This is a genomic window from Streptococcus mitis subsp. hohhotensis, assembly GCF_020089495.2.
Classification (GTDB): Bacteria; Bacillota; Bacilli; order Lactobacillales; family Streptococcaceae; genus Streptococcus; species Streptococcus hohhotensis.
This window is the reverse complement of the sequence record NZ_JAIRCA020000007.1, coordinates 1-23,281: the sequence shown is the minus strand read 5'-3', so window position 1 is coordinate 23,281 and position 23,281 is coordinate 1. Positions and strand designations below refer to the sequence as shown.

22 protein-coding genes and 1 pseudogene are annotated in these 23,281 nt (G+C 39.4%); 9 read left to right on the top strand and 14 right to left on the bottom strand.

All coding sequences use genetic code 11. From position 1 onward, the window contains the following. Positions 1-17 precede the first annotated feature (17 nt). From K4Z77_RS04150 to K4Z77_RS04115, 8 genes are all read right to left on the bottom strand, one after another. Positions 18-896: a sensor histidine kinase gene (locus K4Z77_RS04150; RefSeq protein WP_224218542.1), complete on the bottom strand. Its 879-nt coding sequence runs from the start codon at positions 894-896 to the stop codon at positions 18-20. After that, positions 893-1,594: a response regulator transcription factor gene (locus tag K4Z77_RS04145; protein WP_224218541.1), complete on the bottom strand. Its 702-nt coding sequence runs from the start codon at positions 1,592-1,594 to the stop codon at positions 893-895. Before K4Z77_RS04145 ends, K4Z77_RS04150 begins: the two co-directional genes overlap by 4 nt. Before the next feature lie 191 nt (positions 1,595-1,785). Next, positions 1,786-2,661, bottom strand: a complete 876-nt coding sequence (aguB, locus tag K4Z77_RS04140) for an N-carbamoylputrescine amidase (protein WP_224218540.1) — start codon at positions 2,659-2,661, stop codon at positions 1,786-1,788. A gap of 9 nt (positions 2,662-2,670) precedes the next feature. After that, complete coding sequence (aguA, locus tag K4Z77_RS04135) at positions 2,671-3,756, bottom strand: agmatine deiminase (RefSeq protein WP_224218539.1); 1,086 nt, start codon at positions 3,754-3,756, stop codon at positions 2,671-2,673. Beyond that, a complete protein-coding gene (nspC, locus tag K4Z77_RS04130; RefSeq protein WP_224218538.1) occupies positions 3,753-4,880 on the bottom strand; it encodes a carboxynorspermidine decarboxylase in 1,128 nt (375 codons plus the stop codon). Before nspC ends, aguA begins: the two co-directional genes overlap by 4 nt. Further along, complete coding sequence (locus K4Z77_RS04125; protein ID WP_153226186.1) at positions 4,880-6,139, bottom strand: saccharopine dehydrogenase C-terminal domain-containing protein; 1,260 nt, start codon at positions 6,137-6,139, stop codon at positions 4,880-4,882. Before K4Z77_RS04125 ends, nspC begins: the two co-directional genes overlap by 1 nt. After that, positions 6,136-6,996: a polyamine aminopropyltransferase gene (gene speE, locus K4Z77_RS04120; protein ID WP_000366713.1), complete on the bottom strand. Its 861-nt coding sequence runs from the start codon at positions 6,994-6,996 to the stop codon at positions 6,136-6,138. The genes K4Z77_RS04125 and speE overlap by 4 nt, the downstream gene beginning before the upstream one ends. After that, entirely contained in the window at positions 6,997-8,457 is a 1,461-nt protein-coding gene (locus tag K4Z77_RS04115) for an aminotransferase class I/II-fold pyridoxal phosphate-dependent enzyme (RefSeq protein ID WP_224218537.1), read from the bottom strand. Between the two features lie 708 nt (positions 8,458-9,165). On the opposite strand from K4Z77_RS04115, the gene K4Z77_RS04110 reads away from it, so the two are divergent. Next, the gene (locus tag K4Z77_RS04110; RefSeq protein ID WP_224218536.1) at positions 9,166-9,861 is read left to right on the top strand and encodes a VIT1/CCC1 transporter family protein; all 696 of its coding nucleotides are present in this window, start codon (positions 9,166-9,168) and stop codon (positions 9,859-9,861) included. Positions 9,862-10,057: 196 nt separating this feature from the next. Here the strand turns inward: K4Z77_RS04110 and K4Z77_RS04105 are convergent, their stop codons facing one another. Both K4Z77_RS04105 and K4Z77_RS04100 read right to left on the bottom strand, forming a co-directional pair. Next, positions 10,058-12,046, bottom strand: coding sequence for an ABC transporter permease (locus tag K4Z77_RS04105; protein WP_224218535.1), 1,989 nt, complete (start codon positions 12,044-12,046; stop codon positions 10,058-10,060). Between the two features lies 1 nt (position 12,047). Continuing rightward, positions 12,048-12,806, bottom strand: a complete 759-nt coding sequence (locus K4Z77_RS04100) for an ABC transporter ATP-binding protein (RefSeq protein WP_000173372.1) — start codon at positions 12,804-12,806, stop codon at positions 12,048-12,050. Positions 12,807-13,233: 427 nt separating this feature from the next. Between K4Z77_RS04100 and K4Z77_RS04095 the strand changes: the two genes are divergently transcribed. From K4Z77_RS04095 to K4Z77_RS04085, 3 genes are all read left to right on the top strand, one after another. Continuing rightward, a complete protein-coding gene (locus tag K4Z77_RS04095) occupies positions 13,234-13,425 on the top strand; it encodes a hypothetical protein (protein ID WP_050105956.1) in 192 nt (63 codons plus the stop codon). Between the two features lie 355 nt (positions 13,426-13,780). Next, complete coding sequence (locus K4Z77_RS04090) at positions 13,781-15,775, top strand: DUF1430 domain-containing protein (RefSeq protein WP_224218534.1); 1,995 nt, start codon at positions 13,781-13,783, stop codon at positions 15,773-15,775. A gap of 1 nt (position 15,776) precedes the next feature. After that, a complete protein-coding gene (locus K4Z77_RS04085; RefSeq protein WP_224218533.1) occupies positions 15,777-16,427 on the top strand; it encodes an ABC transporter ATP-binding protein in 651 nt (216 codons plus the stop codon). Between the two features lie 103 nt (positions 16,428-16,530). Here the strand turns inward: K4Z77_RS04085 and K4Z77_RS04080 are convergent, their stop codons facing one another. Genes K4Z77_RS04080 through K4Z77_RS04070 form a run of 3 tightly spaced genes read right to left on the bottom strand, consistent with a single transcriptional unit; the run spans position 16,531 to position 19,427 of the window. After that, positions 16,531-16,803 (bottom strand): PspC domain-containing protein, encoded by a 273-nt coding sequence (locus K4Z77_RS04080; protein ID WP_224218532.1) that lies wholly within the window; start codon positions 16,801-16,803, stop codon positions 16,531-16,533. A 58-nt stretch (positions 16,804-16,861) separates the two neighbouring features. Then, positions 16,862-17,311: a SprT family protein gene (locus tag K4Z77_RS04075; protein ID WP_153193420.1), complete on the bottom strand. Its 450-nt coding sequence runs from the start codon at positions 17,309-17,311 to the stop codon at positions 16,862-16,864. Then, positions 17,298-19,427, bottom strand: coding sequence for a Tex family protein (locus K4Z77_RS04070; RefSeq protein WP_224218531.1), 2,130 nt, complete (start codon positions 19,425-19,427; stop codon positions 17,298-17,300). Before K4Z77_RS04070 ends, K4Z77_RS04075 begins: the two co-directional genes overlap by 14 nt. Positions 19,428-19,998: 571 nt before the next feature. Here K4Z77_RS04070 and K4Z77_RS04065 point away from each other — a divergent pair. From K4Z77_RS04065 to K4Z77_RS04045, 5 genes and pseudogenes are all read left to right on the top strand, one after another. Further along, positions 19,999-20,130 (top strand): SPJ_0845 family protein, encoded by a 132-nt coding sequence (locus K4Z77_RS04065; RefSeq protein ID WP_000268685.1) that lies wholly within the window; start codon positions 19,999-20,001, stop codon positions 20,128-20,130. Then, complete coding sequence (locus K4Z77_RS04060; protein ID WP_224218530.1) at positions 20,131-21,036, top strand: permease; 906 nt, start codon at positions 20,131-20,133, stop codon at positions 21,034-21,036. It abuts the gene before it with no gap. After that, positions 21,033-21,848: a TIGR03943 family putative permease subunit gene (locus tag K4Z77_RS04055; RefSeq protein WP_060805517.1), complete on the top strand. Its 816-nt coding sequence runs from the start codon at positions 21,033-21,035 to the stop codon at positions 21,846-21,848. The genes K4Z77_RS04060 and K4Z77_RS04055 overlap by 4 nt, the downstream gene beginning before the upstream one ends. A 248-nt stretch (positions 21,849-22,096) precedes the next feature. After that, positions 22,097-22,273: a hypothetical protein gene (locus K4Z77_RS04050; RefSeq protein WP_224218529.1), complete on the top strand. Its 177-nt coding sequence runs from the start codon at positions 22,097-22,099 to the stop codon at positions 22,271-22,273. A 25-nt stretch (positions 22,274-22,298) separates the two neighbouring features. Further along, positions 22,299-22,492, top strand: a pseudogene (locus K4Z77_RS04045) (IS630 transposase-related protein); the annotation flags it as partial. 33 nt (positions 22,493-22,525) lie between these two features. Here K4Z77_RS04045 and K4Z77_RS04040 read toward each other — a convergent pair. After that, positions 22,526-23,281 (bottom strand): IS3 family transposase (locus K4Z77_RS04040; RefSeq protein ID WP_224218528.1); only part of this gene is annotated, 756 nt, incomplete at its 5' end.

Below are 23,281 nucleotides of genomic sequence, written 5' to 3'. Positions count from 1 at the left end.
GAGGAGGTTCCTTTTCGTTAAAAGTAAATGAAAACCGATAACCACTGCCCATCTGTGCTTAGTTTCATCTCTGCACCGAGAAGATGGCATAATTCCTCAGTGATATAAAGGCCTAAACCAGAGGATTCTTCCGTATCAGATAGATTTTCAGAATAAAAACGGTTGCTGAGATTTTCTATTTTTTTGATGGGCTGTTTGACAAGGTTTGCAATCTCTAAGACAAGCTGTTCCTTTTCCTTTCTCAAAGATAGACGAGCTTCTTCCTTACCATGCTTGAGGACATTTCCAAGCAAATTTTGTAAAATTCGATCCAGTAAGTCTTCATCAGTCCTCATTTTCAGACCAGTTTCAACCTCAAAATCAAGCGTGATATTTGCCGCCTGAAAAACATCATAATAAGCCAGAGTCTTTTTGGTGATAAAAGCTGAAAAATCCACTTCTTCCAGTTTCGGTTTGACAGCTCCTTCCATCAAACGACGGTATTCTAGGAGAGCCTCCAAACGTTTGGAAACTAAATCAAGATGCTGGGCTATTTTTTGTAAGGTTTCTGCTTTGTCTTCAGGAGATTTTATCAATTGTTGGGTGTAGCCTGAAGCGATAGTCAAAGGCGTCCGAATATCATGGGCGATATTGCTGATGGCCATATCCAGAGTCTGCTTTTCTCTTTTCATAACCAACCGAGATTGTTCTACTTCCTGAAATAAATTCTCAATCTGCTGGTAGAGATGTAAAAAATGTTTGGAAAAAATGCTGATTCCGACTCTTTTCATACTACCTGTGAGAATCTTGTCTTCAATCTGTTGACTCAAGTTTTTAAGTGCTAGATGGTAGCGAATTAATAGAATCGATAAAATAATTAGAAGTATCAGTAGAACAAAGATTATCATGTAGGTCATTGCTTGTCTCCTTTTAATCTTACCCCAACTCCCCAAATGGTTTCAATATATTCTTGATTTGGGTCAAGCTGGTTTAATTTCTTACGAAGATTACTCAAATGCGTATTGAGAGTATTATCTCCAGGTAGGTAGCTCTCCTCCCAGACCAATTCATAAAGTTCTTCCTTGGTAAAAATTTTCTTAGGGTGTTTAAGGAGAGTTTGGAGAATTAAGCATTCTTTCTTGGCAAGACGAATCGTTTCCTGACTATTTTTGATTTCAAAACTTTCTGCATCAAACTGGATATTTTTCAAATTTTGTGGCAGATTTTCAGTTTTTCCTATTTCCACAGGCTGTTTTTCTGCACTTTGGCGTAATTGAACAGTAACTCTAGCAAAGACTTCGTCCAAATCAAAAGGTTTGACTATGTAATCATTGGCACCGTCTAAGAGATATTGACTGATTAGCTTCTTATCGCTCAAAGCCGTTAGCATAATGACTGGAGTTTGACTTTGTTCCCTGATGGCTTTTAAAACCTGATCCCCATTTTTCCCAGGAAGCATGATATCTAGTAAAACGAGGTCAATCCCACCTTGGTCAAAAAGCATAATTCCTTCTGTACCGAAAAAGGCTTGAATCACCTCATGCTCCTCGGTAAGAAGTGTTCGCAAAATCTCTTGAATGTCACTATTGTCTTCAATAACCAATATCCTAGCCATAAATACCAACCTTTCTGCAACTATTATAGCATGTTTTATTGATAAAGCTTAAACAGAAAAGCTCCTCGCATAAAAGCGCGAGAAAGCCTTAGAGGATTAAAATGTAAAATCCACTTACTAGACAACATAGTATCCTTATAGTTGAAAATAAGAAGTTAATCTAGCAGAATGAATCTCTCATTTCTCTCCTACTAGTCCGTAATGCGTTGATACATTTCGGGTCTTCTATCTCGAAACAAGCCCCAGTTCAGGCGTTCGCTTGCTCCCTTATCTAGGTCATAAGTTGCTAACAGAACAGCTTCTTCTTGTCTTTCAGCTCGCTCTAGAATAGCTCCTGTTTCATCTGTCATAAAGGAGGAACCGTAGAAGTCAAGACTAGAACTCTGTCCACCATTTTCCTCACTTGAAGTGACTTCTTCAAAGCCATAGCGATTGGCTGCAATGACTGGAACAATATTTGCTGCTGCGTGTCCTTGCATGGTACGTTGCCAATGACCACAACTATCTGTATCCAAAATCGGCTCTGAACCGATGGCTGTAGGATAAAAGAGCAATTCAGCACCATTTAACGCAAGACAGCGCGCTGTTTCAGGGAACCATTGATCCCAACAGATACCGATCCCAATCTTGGCATAGCGAGTATCCCAGACCTTGAAACCAGTGTTACCAGGCGTGAAATAAAATTTTTCTTGATAGTAATGGTCATCTGGTATGTGGGTTTTTCGATAAACGCCCAGCACTTCCCCATCTGCATCAATGACGGCAATAGAGTTATACAAGACATTGCCATCTTTTTCATAGAAACTGATCGGTAAAACAAGCTGTAGTTCCTTAGCAATCACCTTAAAATGCTGAATGGCAGTATTTTCTGCTACAGATTGGGCATGCTGGTAGTAGTCATACTGACGTTCCTGACAAAAGTATGGACGTTCAAATAATTCGGGTAAAAGAATAATTTGTGCACCTTGTTCTGCAGCCTGACGTACTAAACGCTCTGCTGTTTGAATATTTGTTGCCACATCCTGAGCACATTGCATCTGAATGGCTGCAACTTTTACATTTCTCATCTTTTTCTCCTATTCTGGGATTTGTTGGGTGATACAGTGAATATTTCCACCACCTAAGAGAATATCTCTGGCTGGTATTCCGACAACTTTACGGTCTGGGAAACACTTACTGAGGATATCTAAGGCTACTTGATCGTTTTTATCTTGAAACTGGGGAACAAGGACTGCCTTGTTAGCAATATAGAAATTGACATAGGAAGCAGCAAGCCTTTCACCTGCGTATCGCTCTTCTTCTCCTTCTTCGTAGGAATAACCAGGAAGATCTTCTTCTGTCACAACTTGTCGAACTGCAGGGATAGGCAATTTATGAATGGTGAAGTGACGACCTTTTGCATCTGTTTCTTGCTCTAAGAGTTCGAGATCTGCTTTTGACATGGCATACTGGGGATCGCTTTCGTCGTCCGTCCAAGCCAAGACAAGCTCAGCAGGACCAACGAAGGCTGCAACATTATCAACGTGTTCATTAGTTTCATCCTGATAAATACCATAAGGAAGCCAGATAACTTTTTCAGCTCCAAGGCTCTCTAATAAGGTATTCTCGATTTCCTCTTTAGTCAGGTTAGGATTGCGACCAGGACTAAGCAAGCAACTTTCAGTTACGAGAATGGTTCCTTGCCCATCGCTATGGATTGCGCCTCCTTCCAGTACAAAAGGCTTAGCATCGTAAACAGGCATTTCCAATGACTCAGCAAAACGACTGGCTACTTGATCATCGGCTTCATAGTCTTGGTAGAGACCGTCCACATCCCCACCCCAAGCATTGAAAGCCCAATCTACTGCCAACTTTTCTCTTTTATCATTGAGGAGAATGGTCGGACCTGTATCACGCACCCAGGCATCATTGGTGGGAATGTCTAGATAAATAACGCTATCTCCAAGGTAGTCTTGGGCTTCAGATAGATAGTCTTGCTCCACCAAGAGATAAACTGTTTCCCCTTCTGCTATGGTTTTGATAATCTGGCTAAAAGCCTTTTTAGCTGCCTTACCTTGAAAGGGCCATGAACCTGGTCGAGTCGGCCATATCATGAGGGTACCATGATGGGGTTCGTACTCTGCTGGCATACGATAGCCTAATTTTTTGGGACTTTCCATCATGATAATCTCCCTTTAAAATCTTGATAGCCAAAGGCTTTGACCAAGCTACAGTCTCCCTGTTCGTCCATGAGATAGAGACTTGGCAATCCAATACCATTAAAGGTATTATTTTTGACAAAAGAATAAATGGCCATGTCTTCGAAATAAAGTCTATCTCCAATCTCAACTGGATTTTCAAAGCTATAATCACCAATCACATCGCCCGTCAGACAAGTATTAGAAGAAAGTCTGTAGGTATGGGCTTTTTCCTGTGCCTCAAAGCCATTTCTCAAAGGTGGACGATAGGGCATCTCAAGTACATCAGGCATATGGCAAGTCGCAGAGGCATCTAAAACCAAGATTTCCATACCGTTTTCTACAATATCTAATACCTCAGTTGCTAGATAACCCGCATTGAGTGCAATGGCTTCACCCGGCTCGATATAGAGTTCAAGATTGTAAGTTTCTCGGATACGCTTGATCTCAGAAATCAGCAAATCCACATCGTAACCTTCTCTTGTGATGTGGTGTCCGCCCCCCATATTGAGCCATTTGACCTCATGTAAGTACGAACCAAACTGTGCTTCTACAGCTTTCAAAGTTGTCTCTAAATCATCTGCTCCCTGCTCGCAAAGAGTATGAAAATGTAGTCCGTCAACCAAATCCAGCAAATCACTTGGTATTTTATCTAGAGTAACTCCGAAACGGGAGCCAGGGGCGCAAGGATCATAGAGAGCGTGATCTCCTTGAGTTGAACACTGAGGGTTGAGGCGCAAACCAACACTGATACCAACATCTCGACAACGGGCCCCATGTTTACGCAATTGTCTCTCAGAGTTAAAGACGATATGGTCTGTTATCTTAAGCAATTCCTCCAAGTCTGCATCCTTGAAAGCAGGTGCAAATACATGGACTTCCCCTTGAAACTCCTCTCTAGCTAGCTTGGCCTCGTAGAGACCACTGGCAGTAGTCCCTGATAGATAGCGACTAATCAAGGGATAGGTCTTGTAAAAAGAATATGCCTTCTGGGCAAGCAAAACCTTGCAACCAGCCTCTTCTTGTACATATTGTAAAATGCGGCAGTTGGCTTCTAACTTGGCTAAGTCAATAACATAGGCTGGTGTTGGTACTTGTTCTAGCTTCATTAGTCCACCATTTGTGGATTCTCAACCACAACCCATGGCAAACCATACTCATTCAAAGCTTCCATAAATGGATCTGGATCCAATTCTTCAAGGTTATACACTCCAGCTTGTTTCCAAGTACCGTTCATAACCAATTTTGTCCCAATCATGGCTGGAACGCCAGTCGTGTAAGAAATGGCTTGTGAACCAACTTCTGCGTAACATTCCTGATGGTCGCAAACATTGTAGATGTAAATGGTCTTTTCAACACCATCTTTGACACCTGTAAAGATACAACCGATATTGGTTTTACCAACCGTGCGTGGACCAAGGCTGGCTGGATCTGGAAGCAAGGCTTTCAAAAATTGAATTGGAACAATTTCTTGGCCGTTAAAGTTAATGGCATCCGTACGAAGGAGACCGACATTTTCCAAGCATTTCATGTGCGTCAAGTATGATTGACCAAAAGTCATAAAGAAACGAATGCGTTTGACACCTGGAATGTTCTTGGCCAATGATTCAATTTCTTCATGGTGAAGGAGATACATATCTTTTTGTCCAACTTGAGGGAAATCGTACTCACGCTTGATAGACATGGCTTCAACCTCAACCCATTTCCCATCTTCCCAGTAAGAACCTGGCGCAGAAACCTCGCGGAGATTGATTTCTGGGTTAAAGTTTGTCGCAAATGGATAACCGTGGTCACCACCATTACAGTCTAAAATGTCGATATAATGGATTTCATCAAAATAGTGTTTGAGGGCATAGGCTGAAAAGACACTAGTCACACCTGGATCAAAACCAGAACCAAGCAGAGCAGTCAAACCTGCTTCTTTGAATTTTTCCTGATAAGCCCATTGCCATGAGTAGTCAAAGTAGGCAGTAAATCCAAGTTCCTTACAACGTTTCTCATAGATAGCACGCCACTCAGGGTCTTCTGTATCCTCTGCCTCGTAGTTAGCTGTATCGATATAGTGGACACCTGTAGCCAAACAAGCATCCATAATGGTTAAATCTTGATAAGGCAGAGCTACGTTCAAAACAGCTTCTGGCTTGTAGCTTTCAATCAAGGTAATGACCTCTTCTACCTTGTCAGCGTCAAGTGCTGCAGTTTCAATTTTTGTACTTGTTTTGCCTTCTAGCTTAGCCTTCAAGTCATCACATTTTGACTTGGTACGGCTAGCAATCATAATTTCTGTAAATGTTTCGCTATCTTGGCAAATCTTTGAAATAGCAACTTGGGCAACGCCCCCACATCCAATAACTAATAAACGACTCATTTTTTTCCTTCCTCTTCTTCTAAAATGTCCTCAACATACTTGGGCAACATAAAGGCTCCCACGTGTAAGTTTGCAGTGTAGTATTCTGTGAAAAGCTGGCGTTTTTTCCAGCCTTCCTTATCAAAATCTTTGACAGGGTGGTATTTTTTCGATGCAAATCCAAACAACCAATAGCCAGCTGGGCTAGTTGGAATATGGGCCTGATAAACCCGACTGATTGGAAAGGCTTGATTGACCTTGCGGTGCATGCTTCGGCAAGCTGACTCATCCTCATCAAAGAAGGGACTCCCATGCTGGTAAATCATGATACCGTCTTCTTTCAAGGCTCTATAACTGTTACCGTAAAATTCCTTGGTAAAGAGCCCTTCCGTATGTCCAAATGGATCTGTCGCATCGTTGATGATAATATCATAGTCATCTTCACAGTTTCGCAAAAAGCGTAGCCCATTTTGATAGTAAATGGTAACACGAGGGTCATCAAGTCCCGCAGCAAAATCTGGAAAATACTCACGACAAACCTCGACCAACATTTCATCAGGTTCTACAATATCGATTTGTTCCAGTTCAGGATAAAGTGTTAATACTTGGGCAACACCTCCATCACCACCCCCAATAACCAATACTTTCTTGGGATTTGGGTGGACAGCCATGGGAACGTGAACCGTCATTTCGTTGTAGACAAAATCATCCGCATCTGAGAACAAAACATGCCCATTTAAAATCAAAATCTTTCCAAAAGCGGGAGTGTCAAGAACCTCGATATCCTGCCATTCACTTTTTCCAGCATAGAGTTGCTTGGCTGTTCTCAGGGACAATTTGACATCTGGAGTATGAACTTCAGAAAACCATAAATCCATCTAGTTCTCCTTTCTCTTAATGACATTGATATGATTGACCTCAGGATCTTCCGTCCCTTGAAGGGAGCAACCACGTTCCTTGGCAAATTGGATATAGTCTACAATTTCACGTGTAATGCGTTCACCAGGAGCCAAGATAGGAATCCCTGGAGGATAGCACATGACAAATTCCCCACAGACCTGTCCAACAGACTCATCCAAGGTTAAACTTTTTCTTTCTGAATAGAAGGCTTCCTGAGGAGACAGGACTAGCTCAGGCTGAATATATTCTCCAGCTATCAAGTCCTTCCCATCTCGTGAATAGAGTCTCTTGATATCAGCAAGAGCACCAACCAAGCGCTCGATGTCTTGGATGCGGTCACCAATCGAAATATAGGCCAAGATATTGCCAATATCACCAAACTCGATCTGAATGTCGTATTCGTCTCGTAGGAGGTCATAAACCTCGATACCTGTTAAGCCAATACCCTGAGTGTAAACTGACAACTTGGTCACATCAAAATCGCAAACCGACACTCCGTCTATTAACTCTTTTGAGTAGGCATAGTATCCACCGATAGCATTGATTTCACGACGAGCATACTCTGATAGTTCAATAACCTTCTCAAAGGATTCTTTACCACGAAGGGCCAAATTGCGACGTGAAATATCCAAACTAGCCATCAACAAGTAAGAGGCGGATGTTGACTGGGTCAGGTTGATTATCTGACGAACGTACTCAGGATTCATCTGCTCTCCAATTAACAGAATCGAACTTTGGGTCAAACTCCCACCAGACTTATGCATAGAAACCGCCGCCATATCAGCCCCTGCATCCATAGCAGAAATTGGAAGTTTATCAGTAAAATGCAAATGTGCTCCGTGGGCTTCATCTACTAAAACCATCATACCAGCTTCATGAGCCATTTCTGTCAACCCCTTTAGGTCTGAACAGATTCCGTAGTAAGTAGGATTGTTAATCAAAATGGCCTTAGCATCTGGATGGTCCTTTATGGCCTGTGCTACTCGGTCATTTTCAAGACCTAAAGCGATACCAATCTTAGGATTTACACTCATCTCGATATAGATGGGAATAGCACCGCATAGAACCAACGCATTAATAGCAGATTTGTGGACATTACGTGGCAGAATAATCTTATCTCCAGCCTTGCAGGTTGACAGAATCATAGTCTGCACCGATGAGGTTGTTCCACCAATCATGAGAAAAGCATGGCTAGCCCCAAAAGCATCTGCAGCCAGCTCCTCTGCATCTCTAATAATCGAAATAGGATGGCCAAGATTATCCAAGGGTTTCATCGAATTGACATCAATGCCAACACATTTTTCACCTAGCAGTTCGACAAGTTCTGGATTTCCCCGTCCACGCTTGTGACCTGGAACATCAAAGGGAACAATCCTTTTCTTGCGTAACTTCACCAAGGCCTCATAAATTGGGGCTTGGTTTTGATCTAACTCTTTCAAGACATACTCCTTTCAATATTTTTAGGACCTTATGAAAACTAAGGAACTAAAGGTTGACTCATGAAAAAAGAGCAGGTTTTCACCTGCTCTGCAATCTTCTGACGTTTTTATGTTTGTTTCTTTTGAGTATGTCTGTTCCTGATGTTTCCTAACTCTCTAGTAGCAAATATTACGTACTTTATTGATCGTTTCACAAGATGACGTGTGCTTTCACCACACTAAAAATTTATGAATTAGGACAAACGTCCTAACATCAACTTATAAAAGTAGGCTTTTAACCCTATCAATAATGTGGTTTTTCAACCACGCTTCGGCATTCAACCCTGCCTGTCCGTAGGCATTTTTTACTCGGGTTTATATTTGCTAGAAAACATCATCTCATTTTCTAAGCTTTATTACTATAACATGTTTTTAAGAACTTGTAAAGCATTTTTTGATAAAAAACAAAAATATGTTCGCAAATTGTTTAGTTTATGTAAAAATATCGATAAATATTTTCTTGTAAACGATTATAAAGTGAACAAAATGATTTTCATATTTAATTTAAAATTCTTTATGATATTCTATACACTTTACCCTCGGTGTTTGATCTATTAGAGAAGATGTCGACATTTTTATATCATTAAAATCGTGCAACTTTTTTCAGATACTTTTAAAAGATTGATTTCCCTATATTTTTCCTTTATACTGGATAAAAAGGAGAATAGTATGTCAGAAACAAATCACGAAATCGATTCAAATTTTGCAGGTCGTTTAAATATCCTGCGTGCGGGTGTTCTTGGTGCCAATGATGGAATTATTTCCATTGCTGGTGTGGTTATCGGGGTTGCTAGTGCTACGAGTAATATCTGGATTATCTTTTTATCAGGATTTGCGGCGATTTTAGCAGGTGCCTTTTCAATGGCTGGTGGAGAATATGTATCTGTTTCAACTCAAAAAGATACCGAGGAAGCAGCCGTTGCGCGTGAGCAACTCTTGCTAGACCAAGATATGGAATTAGCCAAAAATTCTCTCTATGCTGCCTATATCCAAAATGGAGAATGTGAAACCTCTGCTCAACTCTTGACCAACAAGGCCTTTCTTAAAAATCCACTCAAGGCTTTGGTAGAGGAAAAATATGGGATAGAGTATGAAGAGTTTACCAATCCTTGGCACGCTGCCATTTCCAGCTTTGTTGCCTTTTTCCTTGGAAGTTTGCCTCCAATGCTCTCAGTGACCATTTTCCCAAGTGACTACCGCATCCCTGCTACTGTCCTTATCGTCGGTGTGGCCCTTCTTCTCACTGGATACACAAGCGCCAAACTTGGAAAAGCACCAACCAAAACAGCTATGATTCGGAACCTTGCTATTGGTCTCTTAACTATGGGAGTTACCTTCTTACTTGGACAACTTTTCAGCATTTAATACTCTTCGAAAATCTCTTCAAACCACGTCAGCTTCGCCTTGCCGTATATATGGTTACTGACTTCGTCAGTTCTATCTGCAACCTCAAAGCAGTGCTTTGAGCAACCTGCGGCTAGCTTCCTAGTTTGCTCTTTGATTTTCATTGAGTATAAAATACAAGAAATACCTCGATTTTGAAGTCGAGGTATCTTTTTTTTTACATTTGCACAATCTTGCGATAGCTTCTTGAAGTAATCATGAAAATCAGCACATAGGCGATGAGGAAGATAGCGCAGATAGACAAGGTTACAGTCAACATCATAGTCGTATCCAGTACACCAATTACTTTTAAAATCAGACTAAGCATATGGTAGGCAAAGGCTAGATGTAGGAAGGCAAAGAGCAAAGGAAGGAAGAATACAGTTAAAACCTGTTTGTTGATGGTTTGCTTGATTTGCTTTTGATCCAAACCGACTTTCTGCAAGATAATAAAGCGCTCACGGTCTTCGTAGCCTTCAGAAATTTGTTTGTAGTAGATGACCAGAACGGTTCCGACCATAAAGATAATGGATAGGAAAATACCGATAAAGAAGACACCACCAAATAGGGCACTCATCTGAGTACTAGCATCTGATAAATTACTACCATAAACATAGCTACCTTCAGTGTTTAATTGAGCATTAAATTGATCGAGGTATTTATCATACTCCTCAGCGACCTTGAGTTGTTCTTCTTCACTGGCATTTACATTTATGCCACCGTAAAACTGATTATAGATAGCCGAATCTGGGAATTGATCCAAAAAGGCTTGTAAATTAGGTACAACAAGGTAATTGTAATCAGCAGTCAAAATATTAAACTGATTTGGGACATGGTTGACAATAAAATCTGTATTAAATTCTTCTTTGACAGAAAATTGATGATCATTCAGAGTTAGAGTTTTCTGTTCTTTAACTCCCTCATTCTTTGCAAAGAGTCCGACCTCATTTCCTGATAGAGACAGTTTTTGACCAGTCATATTTTCATAATCTTTTTGGTCAAATACCATGAAAACTGTTGTGGGTTGGACACGATTTTGTCCTTTTTCAAAAAGGGTTAACTTATTTCCTTCTTGGGCCGCAACACCAAAGTAAGTGTAACGAAGCACTTCTTTCTCTTTAATCTTATAACCTTTGTCACTTGCAAACTGGCTCAAGAGTTTGTCCAAGTCTTCTTTTTCAACATTTTGCCCTGAAACTCCAAAATCATGAGGATTTAGAACTTTTTTAAAGGATTCTGCGGAATTGAAAATGCTTGTCGCTGCTGACATGGTTACCAAAACCATTGTTGACAAAATAGCGATAGTTGCTAGTCCAACTGCATTTTTCTTCATACGAAAAATCAAGTTGGAAACAGAGATGAGGTTATTTGGTTGGTAATAGTATTTCTTATTTTTCTTTAAGATTTGAAGGAAGACTGTAATCCCTGCATTAAATAATAAATAAGTACCAAAGATAACCAACAAAACAGCTAAGAAGAAGGTTGTTAGGGCTGTAAGGGGGTCTTTTACAGTAAGGGAAAGATAATATCCAATCCCTAAACTAATGGATCCAAGAATGGTTTGGAGAGGAAGAAAGCGACCTTTTTTCTCCCCACTAGCTTTTTCACGAGAGAGCTGGAGAGCATTCATGCGGGCGATTCGTAGGGCATTCAGGAACATGAGGCCTAGGAAAATCAATCCAAAGACTACCAACACTGAAATGACAACTTTCATCTGGAAGGTAGCGACCAGTTCAACCTTCAATTTCATCAGTTTGAGTAAGAAGGCGAAAATCAACTTGTCAAATAAGGCTCCAATACCGATACCTGCTCCAACAGTTAGAATTCCAAATAGCACCAACTCCTTAAAGGTCATACTGATCAGATGACGCTTCTCTAAACCCAGCATGCCATAAATCCCTAGCTCCTTGGATCGGTTTTTCATGACGAAACTATTGGCATAGAGGACGATAATGGCTGACGCAAGGGTGACGACAAACATACCAAATCCAAGTGTAGCCTGAATCGTTGTCCCTCCACGAATTTCCGCAATCTTAGGATTGAAGGTCAGAGAGTAAAAGAGGTAGGTGACGGTGACTGCCAAGAGAACAGCCAGTGCAAAAGGATAGTAGAGTTTGCGGTTTTTAATCAAGTTCGATACCGCTAACTTATTGGTTAATCGAAACATACTAATTCACCTCGCTTGCCATGACAGTCAAGGTATCAGAAATTTCTTGGAACATCTGACGCTCTGTCTTCTCTCCACGGTAGATTTGATTGTAAAGAATGCCGTCCTTGATAAAGAGCACACGCTTGGCCCTACTAGCTGCTGCTGTTGAGTGGGTTACCATGAGAATGGTTTGACCGCGTTCATTGATTTCATCAAAAACATCAAGAAGAGCTGCAGATGACTTAGAGTCAAGGGCACCTGTTGGCTCGTCCGCAAGGAGAATTTCAGGTTCTGTGATGATGGCGCGGGCTACTGCTACACGCTGTTTCTGACCACCTGAAATTTCGTAAGGGTACTTCTCTTGCAATTGGTTGATACCCAGATTCTCAGCTGTCACCACCAATTTCTTCATCATCTCCGTAATAGGTCTTCTTGACAAGACAAGCGGAAGCAAGATATTGTCCTTGACAGACAGTGTATCTAGCAAGTTAAAGTCTTGGAAGACAAAGCCCAACTTCTCACGACGGAAGCTAGAAGCCTGTGAATTTTTAATGGTTGCGGTGTCAGTTCCATTCAAGTAAACCTGACCGCGTGTTGGTTTATCAAGCATAGCTAGAATATTGAGCAAAGTTGATTTACCAGAACCAGACTCACCCATGATAGCAACGTAGTCCCCCTTTTCGACGGTAAAGTGAATATCCTTGAGGGCTTCTACTTGGTTGCCCTGAAAACGAGTTTTATAAATTTTTTGAACGTGTTTTACATCTAAAAGTGTCATGAGAATCTCCTTTCTTAATATCCCATCAAATGAAATGTTGCTTGCATCATAGCGCATCCCAGTTGAACACGCTCGATATCTTTATGGCTTGGTTTTCTTGTTTTCTTATGTAAGATTTGTTTCATGATGTTACTCCTTTATTCTTTATGAGTCTAGTTTACATCAAAAAAAGACCGCTTGCCATAACCTAACCTTACAAAAAGGACTTTAATCTTACATTTTTGTAAGATTGGGGGAAATGTAGGCAAAATTACTTAGAAAATGATTTGATTTCCTATTTTTAAAATTGTAAAATATAAGTGTGAAAAGGCTTACTTTGGAAAGGAGGAAGTGGGAACTATCATTTGGGTAAGCTTACCTAGATAACATACCATTAAATTCAACACTTTCAAATCGAACTACCTATAAGGAAAGAAGGTGCGCCTTAATGAAACACAAAGAACATATACTCATCGGACTTCTCTATCTCCTCTCTCCATTCATCGGTCAGCTCTTAGTTGAAAAAACATACTTTATCGGTACAGAATTTACAGCTACTGCTTATGCTATTTGCTGGCTATCAGTTGTTATCAGCATCCACCATTTTTCAAAAAATGTATTGTCTCAGCAACAAAAATAGATTAGAAACATGAGTTCAAAAACATGATTTTTATTCTCAGATGTGACTGATTAGGGTAGAAATAAATAAAATTAGTGTTTTGTCAAGCGGACAGTAACAATATTAAGTTGAAAGTATTTTTAAATCACATTTTTGTAAGATTGGAGAGTTTTTTGAAAATATCTACTATACGAAGTCCTATAATCACTTGTTTTATTTTTAAAAAAGGAGTAAAATATAATTGTGAAAGGGTTTTCTTCGATACCTTGTAAAACTTTAGTTTTTTAGTGCTTATTTTAAAAAGTAGTAAGCTATAATTCGCATAACTGCAATGAAGAGGGAGGTTGATCTCCCTCTTTTTTAGAAAGAGGTTCCTATGAAACGTATATTTCTCTTCATCAGCAATCTTCTTCTGGCACTCTTTCTGATTGGTGCTTTGTCCTTTTGGAAAGACTCTCTTCCACAAATCCTGTTCCCAGGTGCAGCAGTATTAAGCGGTCAAGCAGATTATTCTACCGTTAAAGAAGAATTAAATAGTCTTGCTAAAGAACATAATAGTCTTATCGCAAGAACCATTTGGGAAGTAGATAGTGATGGAAAATCACAAACTTACTACGAAGTTTTTGGAGATGGGAAACTTCCAGACTGGATGCCTCAAGCAAGTCAAGAAAGTATCAATAAAAGTAATCTTCTCAACAATTACAATATTATCAGTGGATCGCTAACAAATCAAGAATTAGCTATTCACCTTAAACAACTTGGACTAGAAAAAGTTAACACATTTGAAAATAATAGAGTCTCCTTCGTATTGACCCTCATTGCCCAACCCAATCAACTTACTAGTCTTTTCATTTTTTTATTAACCTTTTTATCACTTATTGTTATCGGACAGATTCAATCTCTCTCTCAATCAGGAATAAGACTGATTAATGGAGAACGTCTCAGAAATCTCTTCTTTCGTTCTATCATAAGAGACGGACTTGATATCCTTCTTTTCGGCTTGCCTGCTTTCCTAATAGCTAGTGTTTTAGTAATTTACCTAGGCTATCCTTATGAAATTCAGACTTTTTTAGTAATACTATTTATTTTTTATAATAGCCTGCTTCTCTTGCTAAGTCTTCTCATCGCTTTTCTTTTTACTATTTCTTTGAAAAGAGTTCATCTTATCTCTATCATTAAAGGAAAATTACCAATTAAGTCAATTTTACGTATTCTTTACTTTGGTCAAGCTCTGTCTATCTTATTAGTTATTGTAGGATTTGGGCGCTTGTCCATTTATCATCATATATTTATGAAAAATGAGGCTGGACAAGCTACTTGGAAACAACACTCCAATATTGTTAATCTTCAAACAGGTCGTTCAAGTCAAAGAAAAAATATAGATGAACTCAAAATGGATGCTAATAAATGGTTTGACTTTATTCAATATTCTTTAGAAAATGGAAATGCCTTTCTAGTCAAACATAATCTCGCTATTCAAGCTATAAAACATTCTGTTTCAACTCATAATGATTCTGAACAAAATCCCTATGACTTGGAAGGGAAAAATATTCTCTATGTAACACCTGACTACTTCAAAAAAGAAGGTATAGAGTTAACATCAGAAACCTTTAAAAAAATCAATAATCTAAAAGATGGACAGGTCCTTGTAATACTACCTCAAGAACAAAAGAAAAATGAGGAACAAATAAAACAAAACATACAAGAAGATTTAACTAATCGATTATACAGTAGTGATACAAAGCATAGAGTCGAAGTTAGTATAACTTATACTGATCAAAAAAAAGATGTATTCATTTATAATACTACCCATATTTCTTATGATCAATGGTTGTCAACCCCTATTTTTATCGTAGTTTCTCCTAAGGCACTTGGAAAAGGTTCTTCTATATTTTGGTTTACGAATCTAGAATATCTCTATTTTACCGATTTACAGCAAACACAAGAACTTTTGAAGTACTATCAACTTGATCCTATGATTTCAGGATTATCCTTTGCTAGAGAGACCTACCTCCAGTTAAATCAAAAAATTAAAATCGAAATTTATAGTAATTTAGCGAGTGGTATTTTTGCTATCTTGACTTCAATTTTACTTTTTACAAGTTTAAACTTACTCTATTTTGAAGCCTTTCGCAAAACCATATTCTTGAAAAAAATAGCTGGCTATTATTTCTTAGAATTACATAGCAGATATATCATTTCTCAAATAATAGCTCTCTTTGTCGGAAGTAGTCTAGCTTTCATTATTTCTAAGAATATCTGGATTACCCTGATTTTATTTCTCAGTTTTTCAGGTTTAGCTGTTTCTCTATTGAAAATCTGTGATAAAAAGGAAAGTAAAACTTATGCTAGCATCATCAAAGGAGGATAGTATGATTGAATTACAACATATTTGGAAACAATTTGATTCTCGTGTCATTTTTTCAGACTTGAGTCTTAATTTTCAAAGTGGTATGGTGTATGCATTGATAGGAGATAGTGGTTGTGGCAAAACCACTTTGCTGAATATGCTAGCAAAACTAGAGACTTTCGATAAAGGGGAAATATTTTACAAAGGAAATCCTTTGACTTCAATAAAAAATGAGGAATTTTATCGTAACGAACTTGGCTATCTCTTCCAGAACTTTGGACTATTAGAAAGTCAGACCATTCGAGAAAACCTTGAGCTGGGAATGATTGGTAAAAAAAAGAACAAGAAACAAGAAAAAGAGAGACTTCTTCTTCAAGCATTGCAAACTGTAAGACTGGATTATCTAAGTCTCAACCAAAAAATCTATGAATTATCTGGTGGTGAAGCTCAACGCGTGGCACTTGCCAAGATTATCCTAAAAAATCCTCCTTTAATTCTAGCTGATGAACCAACCGCCTCACTAGATCCTAAAAATTCCAAGGAAATTATGGAAATTCTCCTTGAACTTCGTAATGCTAATAGAACAATTATCATCGCAACTCACAATCCTAGTATTTGGAAAATGGCTGATCAAGTAATTCGGCTTTCTAAAGACGAAACAGATTATAATTAAATACCAAAATCCCTTGTAGCTAAATAGCCACAAGGGATTTTCATCATTTATGCTACTTCTTTTAAGTAACATAGTGCAAATAATAAATATTTCCTGTTAAACCTCACCAAAACCAGCCTTCATTATCGTCAATTGCTTGTGCTTCTTTGCGTTTTCGTGGGCCTGTTCCGTACATTTCTGCTTCGATTTCTTCTTTGGTTGGCGTGATAGAAGCTAGGATGATATAGATAATCACACCAAGTCCAAAGTTTGCGACTGTAAAAATGGCAAACAAGAAACGAACAAGGGTAACATCAAAGTTCCATTTGTCTGCTAGACCTGCCAGAACTCCTGAAATCATGCGATTTCGTCTCATTTTATAAAATTTACTGTTCATGGTTTTACCTCTTTCTACTAGGTTAGACTTAGTATATCACGGGTAGGCTCGGCTTTCATCAGTCCTCAGGCTGATTTATCAGTAGTAATTTACCTCGACAAAGTCCACAGCGATAGCGTTTGGTATCAATCCTTCGCTTGCGATGATAACTTTGCTGGCAGGACTGGCAACGATAGAGTTTGATTGGCTTGGAGTTGCTATTGGGCAAGGATGGCACAAAGCGTAATCCATCCACTGCTTTCAAAAGTTCCTTAAAATCCCGATCCTTGTGTTGATAGCCCTTCCCTTGGAAATAAAGGTGATAATGACAGAGTTCATGGCGGACAATTTTCCTAAAAACGTCCAACCCCAGTTCCTGATAAACCTTGGGATTAAAATCCAAATGCCCATCTTTTGGGAAAAATCGCCCACCTGTCGAACGTAGACGCCTATTCCACTGGGCTTGATGGATAAAAGGTCTACCGAAGTCTTCTAGCGAAACTTGCTTGACGTAATCAGTCAGTTTCATTTGGAGCGAGGAGCGACAGATTAACTTTTTCACGTTCAGTATCAATTTTCTTGACCCAAACGGTCACCAAATCTCCAACTGACACCACTTGGCTAGGGTGTTTGATAAATTTGCGACTCATATGGGAAATATGAATCAATCCGTCCTCGTGAATCCCGATATCAACGAAGGCACCGAAGTCAACGACGTTACGCACCACACCTTCTAGCTTCTGACCAACCACTAAGTCTTTGATATCTAGGACATCTTGGCGAAGCACAGGTGCATCAAAGGAATCACGGAAATCTCGACCTGGTTTGAGAAGATCTGCAATGATATCTTTAAGAGTTTCTGGACCAAGGTCTAGCTCTTGCGCCATTTCCTTGATTGATAGCGACTTGAGTTTGCCTTGAGCCTCTTCATTCAAGTCCTTGATATCCAAGCGTTTGAAGAGCTCTTTAACTGCAGCATAGTTTTCTGGGTGAACTCCTGTATTATCAAGGATATTGCTACTTTCAGGGATACGAAGGAAACCAGCTGCCTGTTCAAAAGCCTTGGCCCCCAGACGCGGAACTTTCTTGATTTGGGCGCGTGAAGTGATTTTTCCTTCTTCCTCACGGTACTTGACGATATTTTCAGAGATAGTTTTATTGAGTCCAGCTACGTGGGAAAGAAGTGCTGGGCTGGCTGTATTGACATTGACACCGACTTGGTTAACTACCGTATCCACAACAAAGTCCAGACTCTCAGATAGTTTCTTCTGACTGACATCGTGTTGGTATTGACCGACACCGATTGACTTAGGATCGATTTTAACCAACTCTGCAAGAGGATCTTGCAAACGACGGGCGATAGAGATGGCAGAGCGTTTTTCAACGGTCAAGTCTGGAAATTCCTGACGAGCAAGTTCGCTGGCAGAATAGACAGAAGCACCACTTTCATTTACGATGACATAACTAACCCCAGGAAAATCTTTCAGAACTTCCGCCACAAAGGCTTCACTTTCACGACTAGCAGTACCATTTCCGATGGCTATAATCTCTACATCGTATTGACCAATCAAATCTGTCAAATCTTTCTTGGCTTCTTCGATTTGACGAGCTGATGCTGGTTTGACAGGATAAATGACCTGAGTTGTCAGCATTTTTCCTGTTGCATCCACGACAGCTAGCTTGGCACCTGTACGAAAGGCTGGGTCAAATCCAAGAACCACACGCCCTTTCAGTGGAGCAACCAAGAGGAGATTGCGCAGATTGTCAGAAAAGAGTTGAATAGCTCCCTCTTCTGCCTTTTCAGTTAATTCTGTCCGAATGCGGCGCTCGATAGCAGGCAAGACTTTTTTCTTAACTGACTGTTGAACAACTTCATCAATATAGGTATTTTTTACCTTGAAACGAGCTGCAAAGAAGGCAAGAATGCGGTCCGTCGCATGTTCAAAACCGACCTTCAAGACACCTAGCTTCTCCCCACGATTGAGAGCCAAGGTACGATAACCCTGCATATTTCCAACCGTCTCTGAAAAATCATAATAAATCTGAAAAACCTGCTTTTCATCAAGACTCTCATCCTTGACTTGGGAAGTGAGTTTAGAGTGTCTCAGCACTTCCTGATAAGTCATGGAACGCAAGGTCACATCTTCTGATAAGGCTTCAACCAAGATATCAACTGCACCAGCTAAGGCTTCCTTAGCAGTCGCAAATCCTTCACAAACAAACTTTTCAGCCTCTTTTTCTAAGTCCGCTACATTTTGCAAGATTAAGCGAGCAAGTGGGAAGAGTCCGGCTTCACGGGCAATGGTTGCCTTGGTTCGACGTTTTTCCTTGTACGGAAGATAGAGTTCTTCTACGTCTGCTAATTTTTCGGCAGCTAAGATAGCTTCTTCCAACTCTTTGGTCAACTTGCCTTGTTCTTGAATCTTAGCTAAAACAGCTTCCTTACGGTCATTGAGGTTTGTCAGACTTTTATCCAAGTCAATAATAGCCTTAATTGCCACCTCATCCAGACTACCAGTCATGTCCTTGCGATAACGCGCGATAAAGGGAATAGTCGCCCCTTCAGCTGTCAAACTTAGAACGGTATCAATTTGCTTTAACGTCACTCCCAAATCTTGGGAGATTTTTTCATATTTTTTATCCATGAATCTATTATACCACAAGCTAAACGTTTCAAATTAGCTCTTACAATTTAAAAATATAAGTTGGGGAATAAATTTACTTCATTTCAATATTCTATTTATTGAGAAGGTTGCAATTTAATTCTAATAGTTTACAAAAGGACTAGTGATTAATGTACTGTTTTTATTTTTTACAAAACGCTTTATAAAGCTATTTGTTGAAGTTAACGAATCAATTTTCAGAGCAAATAAAAAACCACAAGCCTGAGCCTGCGGTGGGGATAATCTATTTTGAAATTTTAAATAAAAAAGGAGCATTTAAGCCCCTCCTTTGAAATAACGGACACTTGGCTGGTCGGTGTACCCAGCATCTCAGATACCTTTTTCAAGGTGCGGCAGGAACCTTTCTGCCCTCAAATGTCTTTCGTTAATGTTATTCTAGCACCATCTACTTTTTTTGTCAAACTTTCTCAATCTACCAGACTTAATCAGGATTTATAAAGCTCTATGATTCGTTAGATACTCAATTTTAACTTTTCCCTTTTCCTCAAAATAATAGTATAATAGAGGTAGAATTTAGAATCGAGGTACACCTATGGCTGTAAAATTTACAAAACGAGACGACTTGGACAAGATGTTTGAAGAGTTTGCGAAACTCCCTGATTTGAAGCAGGTCACTTTCCCTGATGACAAAGAGAAAAAAGCCAAAGCAGAAAAGAAAAACTAGATGACTGCTTTCCAACAACTCCCGTCTAGTGTGCTTCAGACTGGGGCTATTTTTATCTCTATAATCATTGAAGGCCTACCCTTCGTTCTGATAGGAAGTATTGTCTCAGGGCTGATTGAGGTCTATATCACACCTGACAAGGTTTATCATTTTCTCCCTCGAAATCGTTGGGGGAAAATCTTTTTTGGGACCTTCGTTGGGATACTTTTCCCTTCTTGTGAATGTGGAATCGTCCCCATTATCAATCGTTTCCTGGAAAAGAAGGTTCCTAGTTACACGGCTGTTCCCTTTCTTGTAACAGCACCTGTTATCAATCCCATTGTTCTCTTTGCGACCTATTCTGCCTTTGGTAACTCATTCCACGTCGCCCTGTTACGAGCTCTTGGTTCCATTCTTGTAGCTGTGATACTTGGGATTTTTCTAGGATTTTTCTGGCAAGAACCAATTCAAAAAGAAAATCGGTTGGCCTGTCATGAGCACAATTTTTCTCACTTGAGCTCTGCAAAAAAAGTTTTTCAGGTCTTTGTGCAAGCAATTGATGAATTTTTTGATACGGGACGTTATTTGGTATTCGGCTGTCTCTTTGCCTCTGTTATACAGGTCTATGTTCCGACACGCATTTTGACTTCTATCAGTGCGACCCCTCTTTTTGCCATCTTGCTCTTGATGCTTTTGGCCTTTCTTCTGTCGCTCTGTAGTGAGGCGGATGCCTTTATCGGTGCTTCTCTTCTCTCAAGTTTCGGCTTAGCACCAGTTATGGCCTTTCTCGTCATTGGCCCAATGCTGGATATCAAAAATATTCTCATGATGAAAAATTACTTGAAAGCACGATTTATCAGTCACTTCATAATGATTGTAACTCTTGTCGTCTTAGTCTATGCTCTCTTGATTGGAGTCATCCTATGATTCGGTTTTTAGTTTTAGCTGGCTATTTTGAATTGACCATTTATCTCCATCTGTCCGGAAAATTAAACCAGTACATCAACATGCACTATTCCTATCTAGCCTATATTTCCATGGTGCTTTCTTTTATCTTGGCAATCGTTCAATTGTATATCTGGATGAAGCAAGTCAAAACCCACAGTCATCTGAATAGCCGATTAGCGAAGGTTACTAGTGTTGCTCTTCTGGCTATTCCTATTGTCGTCGGTTTAACTTTTCCAACTGTTAGCTTGGATTCTCAGACCGTTTCAGCCAAAGGCTATCATTTCCCCTTATCGGAAGGAACGGATCAAGCCATTCAGACAAGTGAAGGGACAACAAGCCAATATTTGAAACCAGATACCAGTTCTTATTTTTCAAAATCAGCCTATGAAAAGGAAATGAGAACCGCGGCGGATAAATACTTGTCGCAAGATAGTATTCAGATCACCAACGAAAACTATATGGAAGTCATGGAGGCTATCTACGACTATCCAGATGAGTTTGAGGGCAAGACAGTCCAGTTCACTGGCTTTGTCTATAATGACCCCAGTCATGCCAATAGTCAATTTCTGTTCCGCTTCGGCATTATTCACTGTATCGCGGATTCTGGTGTCTATGGATTGCTGACCAAGGGAAATACCCGTCAGTATGAAAATAACACTTGGATAACGGCCAAAGGAAAACTGGTCAATCACTATCATAAAGAACTCAAACAAAACCTCCCAACCTTGGAAATCGATAGCTTTACCAAAGTCGATAAACCAGAGAATCCCTATGTGTATCGCGTGTTTTAAAAAGCAAACCAAGTTCATAACAAACTCTAAGCAGGCAGAGCCTGCTAACTCATGACAGAAAAAGAAGTTTATCTTATAATGAAGATGAACAATACCAATCAGTGGTGTTTAATAGGGCTTTTCCTAGCCTGTACAAAAAACTGGATGAACCAGAGTCATGAAATAACTCGAATATGCCTTGAGCATGAAAATATCTTACTAGTAGCCTCTTGTTCTATTGTTCAAATAGTTAACAGGAGGTTTTTATAATGGAAGTCATGATTGAAACGTGTTGTGGTATTGATGTCCACCAAAAATCCATTGTTTGTTGTATTCTAGATGGTCTACTAAATAACAATAAACCAAAGAAAATTCAGAAGAAATTTGGGACAACTTTTGGGACAACTACTGTAGCTCTTCACAATTCTTTAGATTGGATGGTATAGTTGCTTAGTTTAAAATAAGCAGCTTATAATAAAGCTAAGGCATTTAGATTACATCAAAGAAGGACACAGCCATGTCGAGGCAGCTAAAGTTTTTGATGTTGGCGGCAGAACTCTCTTCACGTGGGAAAAGAAACACGTGAACAAGGATACTTAGAGCGGAAAAAGCGAGTCGTTAAAAAGCGGAAGATCTCTTTAGAAAAATTAAAAGCCTTTGTAGAGGATGTACTGACCCCAAAAAGTTAGACAATTAATTTATCCGAAGGATTCAGTTCTGTATTGTACAGGGCTAAGTCCTTTTAGTTTTACCTTAATTCGTTTATTGTTGTAGTAATCAATATAGTCTACAATAGCTTGTTCCAATTGCTTAAGCGACTGAAACGACTTCTCATAACCGTAAAACATTTCCGATTTCAGAATCCCAAAGAAGGACTCCATCATACCATTGTCTGGGCTGTTACCCTTACGTGACATGGATGCTTGAATTCCCTTACCCTCAAGAAACTGGTGATAAGAATCGTGTTGATATTGCCAGCCTTGATCACTATGGAGAATCGTATTCTCGTAGTGCTTCTCTGTGAATGCCTGTTCCAACATTGTTTTTACTTGTTCTAAGTTGGGTGAAGTTGAAAGATTATAGGCGATAATTTCGCTATTAAAGCCATCTAAAACTGGTGATAAGTAAAGCTTTTGAGTACTTGCTGGAATGGCAAATTCTGTCACATCTGTGTAGCACTTTTCCATTGTTTTAGAGCCTTCAAATTGACGTTGAATGAGATTCTCTGCCTTCTTACCAACATCTCCTTTATGAGAAGAATATTTTCGTTTCTGTCGCATTTTAGCTTGTAAATTGAGTACTTCCATCAAGCGTTGAACTCTTTTATGATTGACCACATAACCACGATTTCTTAATTCTAAATGGATTCGACGATATCCGTAATTTCCTTTTTGTTCGGTAAAAATAGCTTGAATTTCAGCTTTAATATCATAATCTTTATCGTTTTGATCCAG

What these genes read in the sequence shown, in the direction of transcription:
- K4Z77_RS04060 (WP_224218530.1), top strand. Translation starts at nt 20,131, where the DNA reads ATGACTGCTTTCCAACAACTCCCGTCTAGTGTGCTTCAGACTGGGGCT.
- K4Z77_RS04080 (WP_224218532.1), bottom strand. Translation starts at nt 16,803, where the DNA reads ATGAACAGTAAATTTTATAAAATGAGACGAAATCGCATGATTTCAGGA.
- K4Z77_RS04110 (WP_224218536.1), top strand. Translation starts at nt 9,166, where the DNA reads ATGTCAGAAACAAATCACGAAATCGATTCAAATTTTGCAGGTCGTTTA.
- K4Z77_RS04085 (WP_224218533.1), top strand. Translation starts at nt 15,777, where the DNA reads ATGATTGAATTACAACATATTTGGAAACAATTTGATTCTCGTGTCATT.
- K4Z77_RS04075 (WP_153193420.1), bottom strand. Translation starts at nt 17,311, where the DNA reads ATGAAACTGACTGATTACGTCAAGCAAGTTTCGCTAGAAGACTTCGGT.
- K4Z77_RS04095 (WP_050105956.1), top strand. Translation starts at nt 13,234, where the DNA reads ATGAAACACAAAGAACATATACTCATCGGACTTCTCTATCTCCTCTCT.
- speE (WP_000366713.1), bottom strand. Translation starts at nt 6,996, where the DNA reads ATGGATTTATGGTTTTCTGAAGTTCATACTCCAGATGTCAAATTGTCC.
- aguB (WP_224218540.1), bottom strand. Translation starts at nt 2,661, where the DNA reads ATGAGAAATGTAAAAGTTGCAGCCATTCAGATGCAATGTGCTCAGGAT.
- K4Z77_RS04070 (WP_224218531.1), bottom strand. Translation starts at nt 19,427, where the DNA reads ATGGATAAAAAATATGAAAAAATCTCCCAAGATTTGGGAGTGACGTTA.
- K4Z77_RS04050 (WP_224218529.1), top strand. Translation starts at nt 22,097, where the DNA reads ATGGAAGTCATGATTGAAACGTGTTGTGGTATTGATGTCCACCAAAAA.
- K4Z77_RS04145 (WP_224218541.1), bottom strand. Translation starts at nt 1,594, where the DNA reads ATGGCTAGGATATTGGTTATTGAAGACAATAGTGACATTCAAGAGATT.
- K4Z77_RS04150 (WP_224218542.1), bottom strand. Translation starts at nt 896, where the DNA reads ATGACCTACATGATAATCTTTGTTCTACTGATACTTCTAATTATTTTA.
- nspC (WP_224218538.1), bottom strand. Translation starts at nt 4,880, where the DNA reads ATGAAGCTAGAACAAGTACCAACACCAGCCTATGTTATTGACTTAGCC.
- K4Z77_RS04100 (WP_000173372.1), bottom strand. Translation starts at nt 12,806, where the DNA reads ATGACACTTTTAGATGTAAAACACGTTCAAAAAATTTATAAAACTCGT.
- K4Z77_RS04065 (WP_000268685.1), top strand. Translation starts at nt 19,999, where the DNA reads ATGGCTGTAAAATTTACAAAACGAGACGACTTGGACAAGATGTTTGAA.
- K4Z77_RS04105 (WP_224218535.1), bottom strand. Translation starts at nt 12,046, where the DNA reads ATGTTTCGATTAACCAATAAGTTAGCGGTATCGAACTTGATTAAAAAC.
- K4Z77_RS04055 (WP_060805517.1), top strand. Translation starts at nt 21,033, where the DNA reads ATGATTCGGTTTTTAGTTTTAGCTGGCTATTTTGAATTGACCATTTAT.
- K4Z77_RS04125 (WP_153226186.1), bottom strand. Translation starts at nt 6,139, where the DNA reads ATGAGTCGTTTATTAGTTATTGGATGTGGGGGCGTTGCCCAAGTTGCT.
- aguA (WP_224218539.1), bottom strand. Translation starts at nt 3,756, where the DNA reads ATGATGGAAAGTCCCAAAAAATTAGGCTATCGTATGCCAGCAGAGTAC.
- K4Z77_RS04090 (WP_224218534.1), top strand. Translation starts at nt 13,781, where the DNA reads ATGAAACGTATATTTCTCTTCATCAGCAATCTTCTTCTGGCACTCTTT.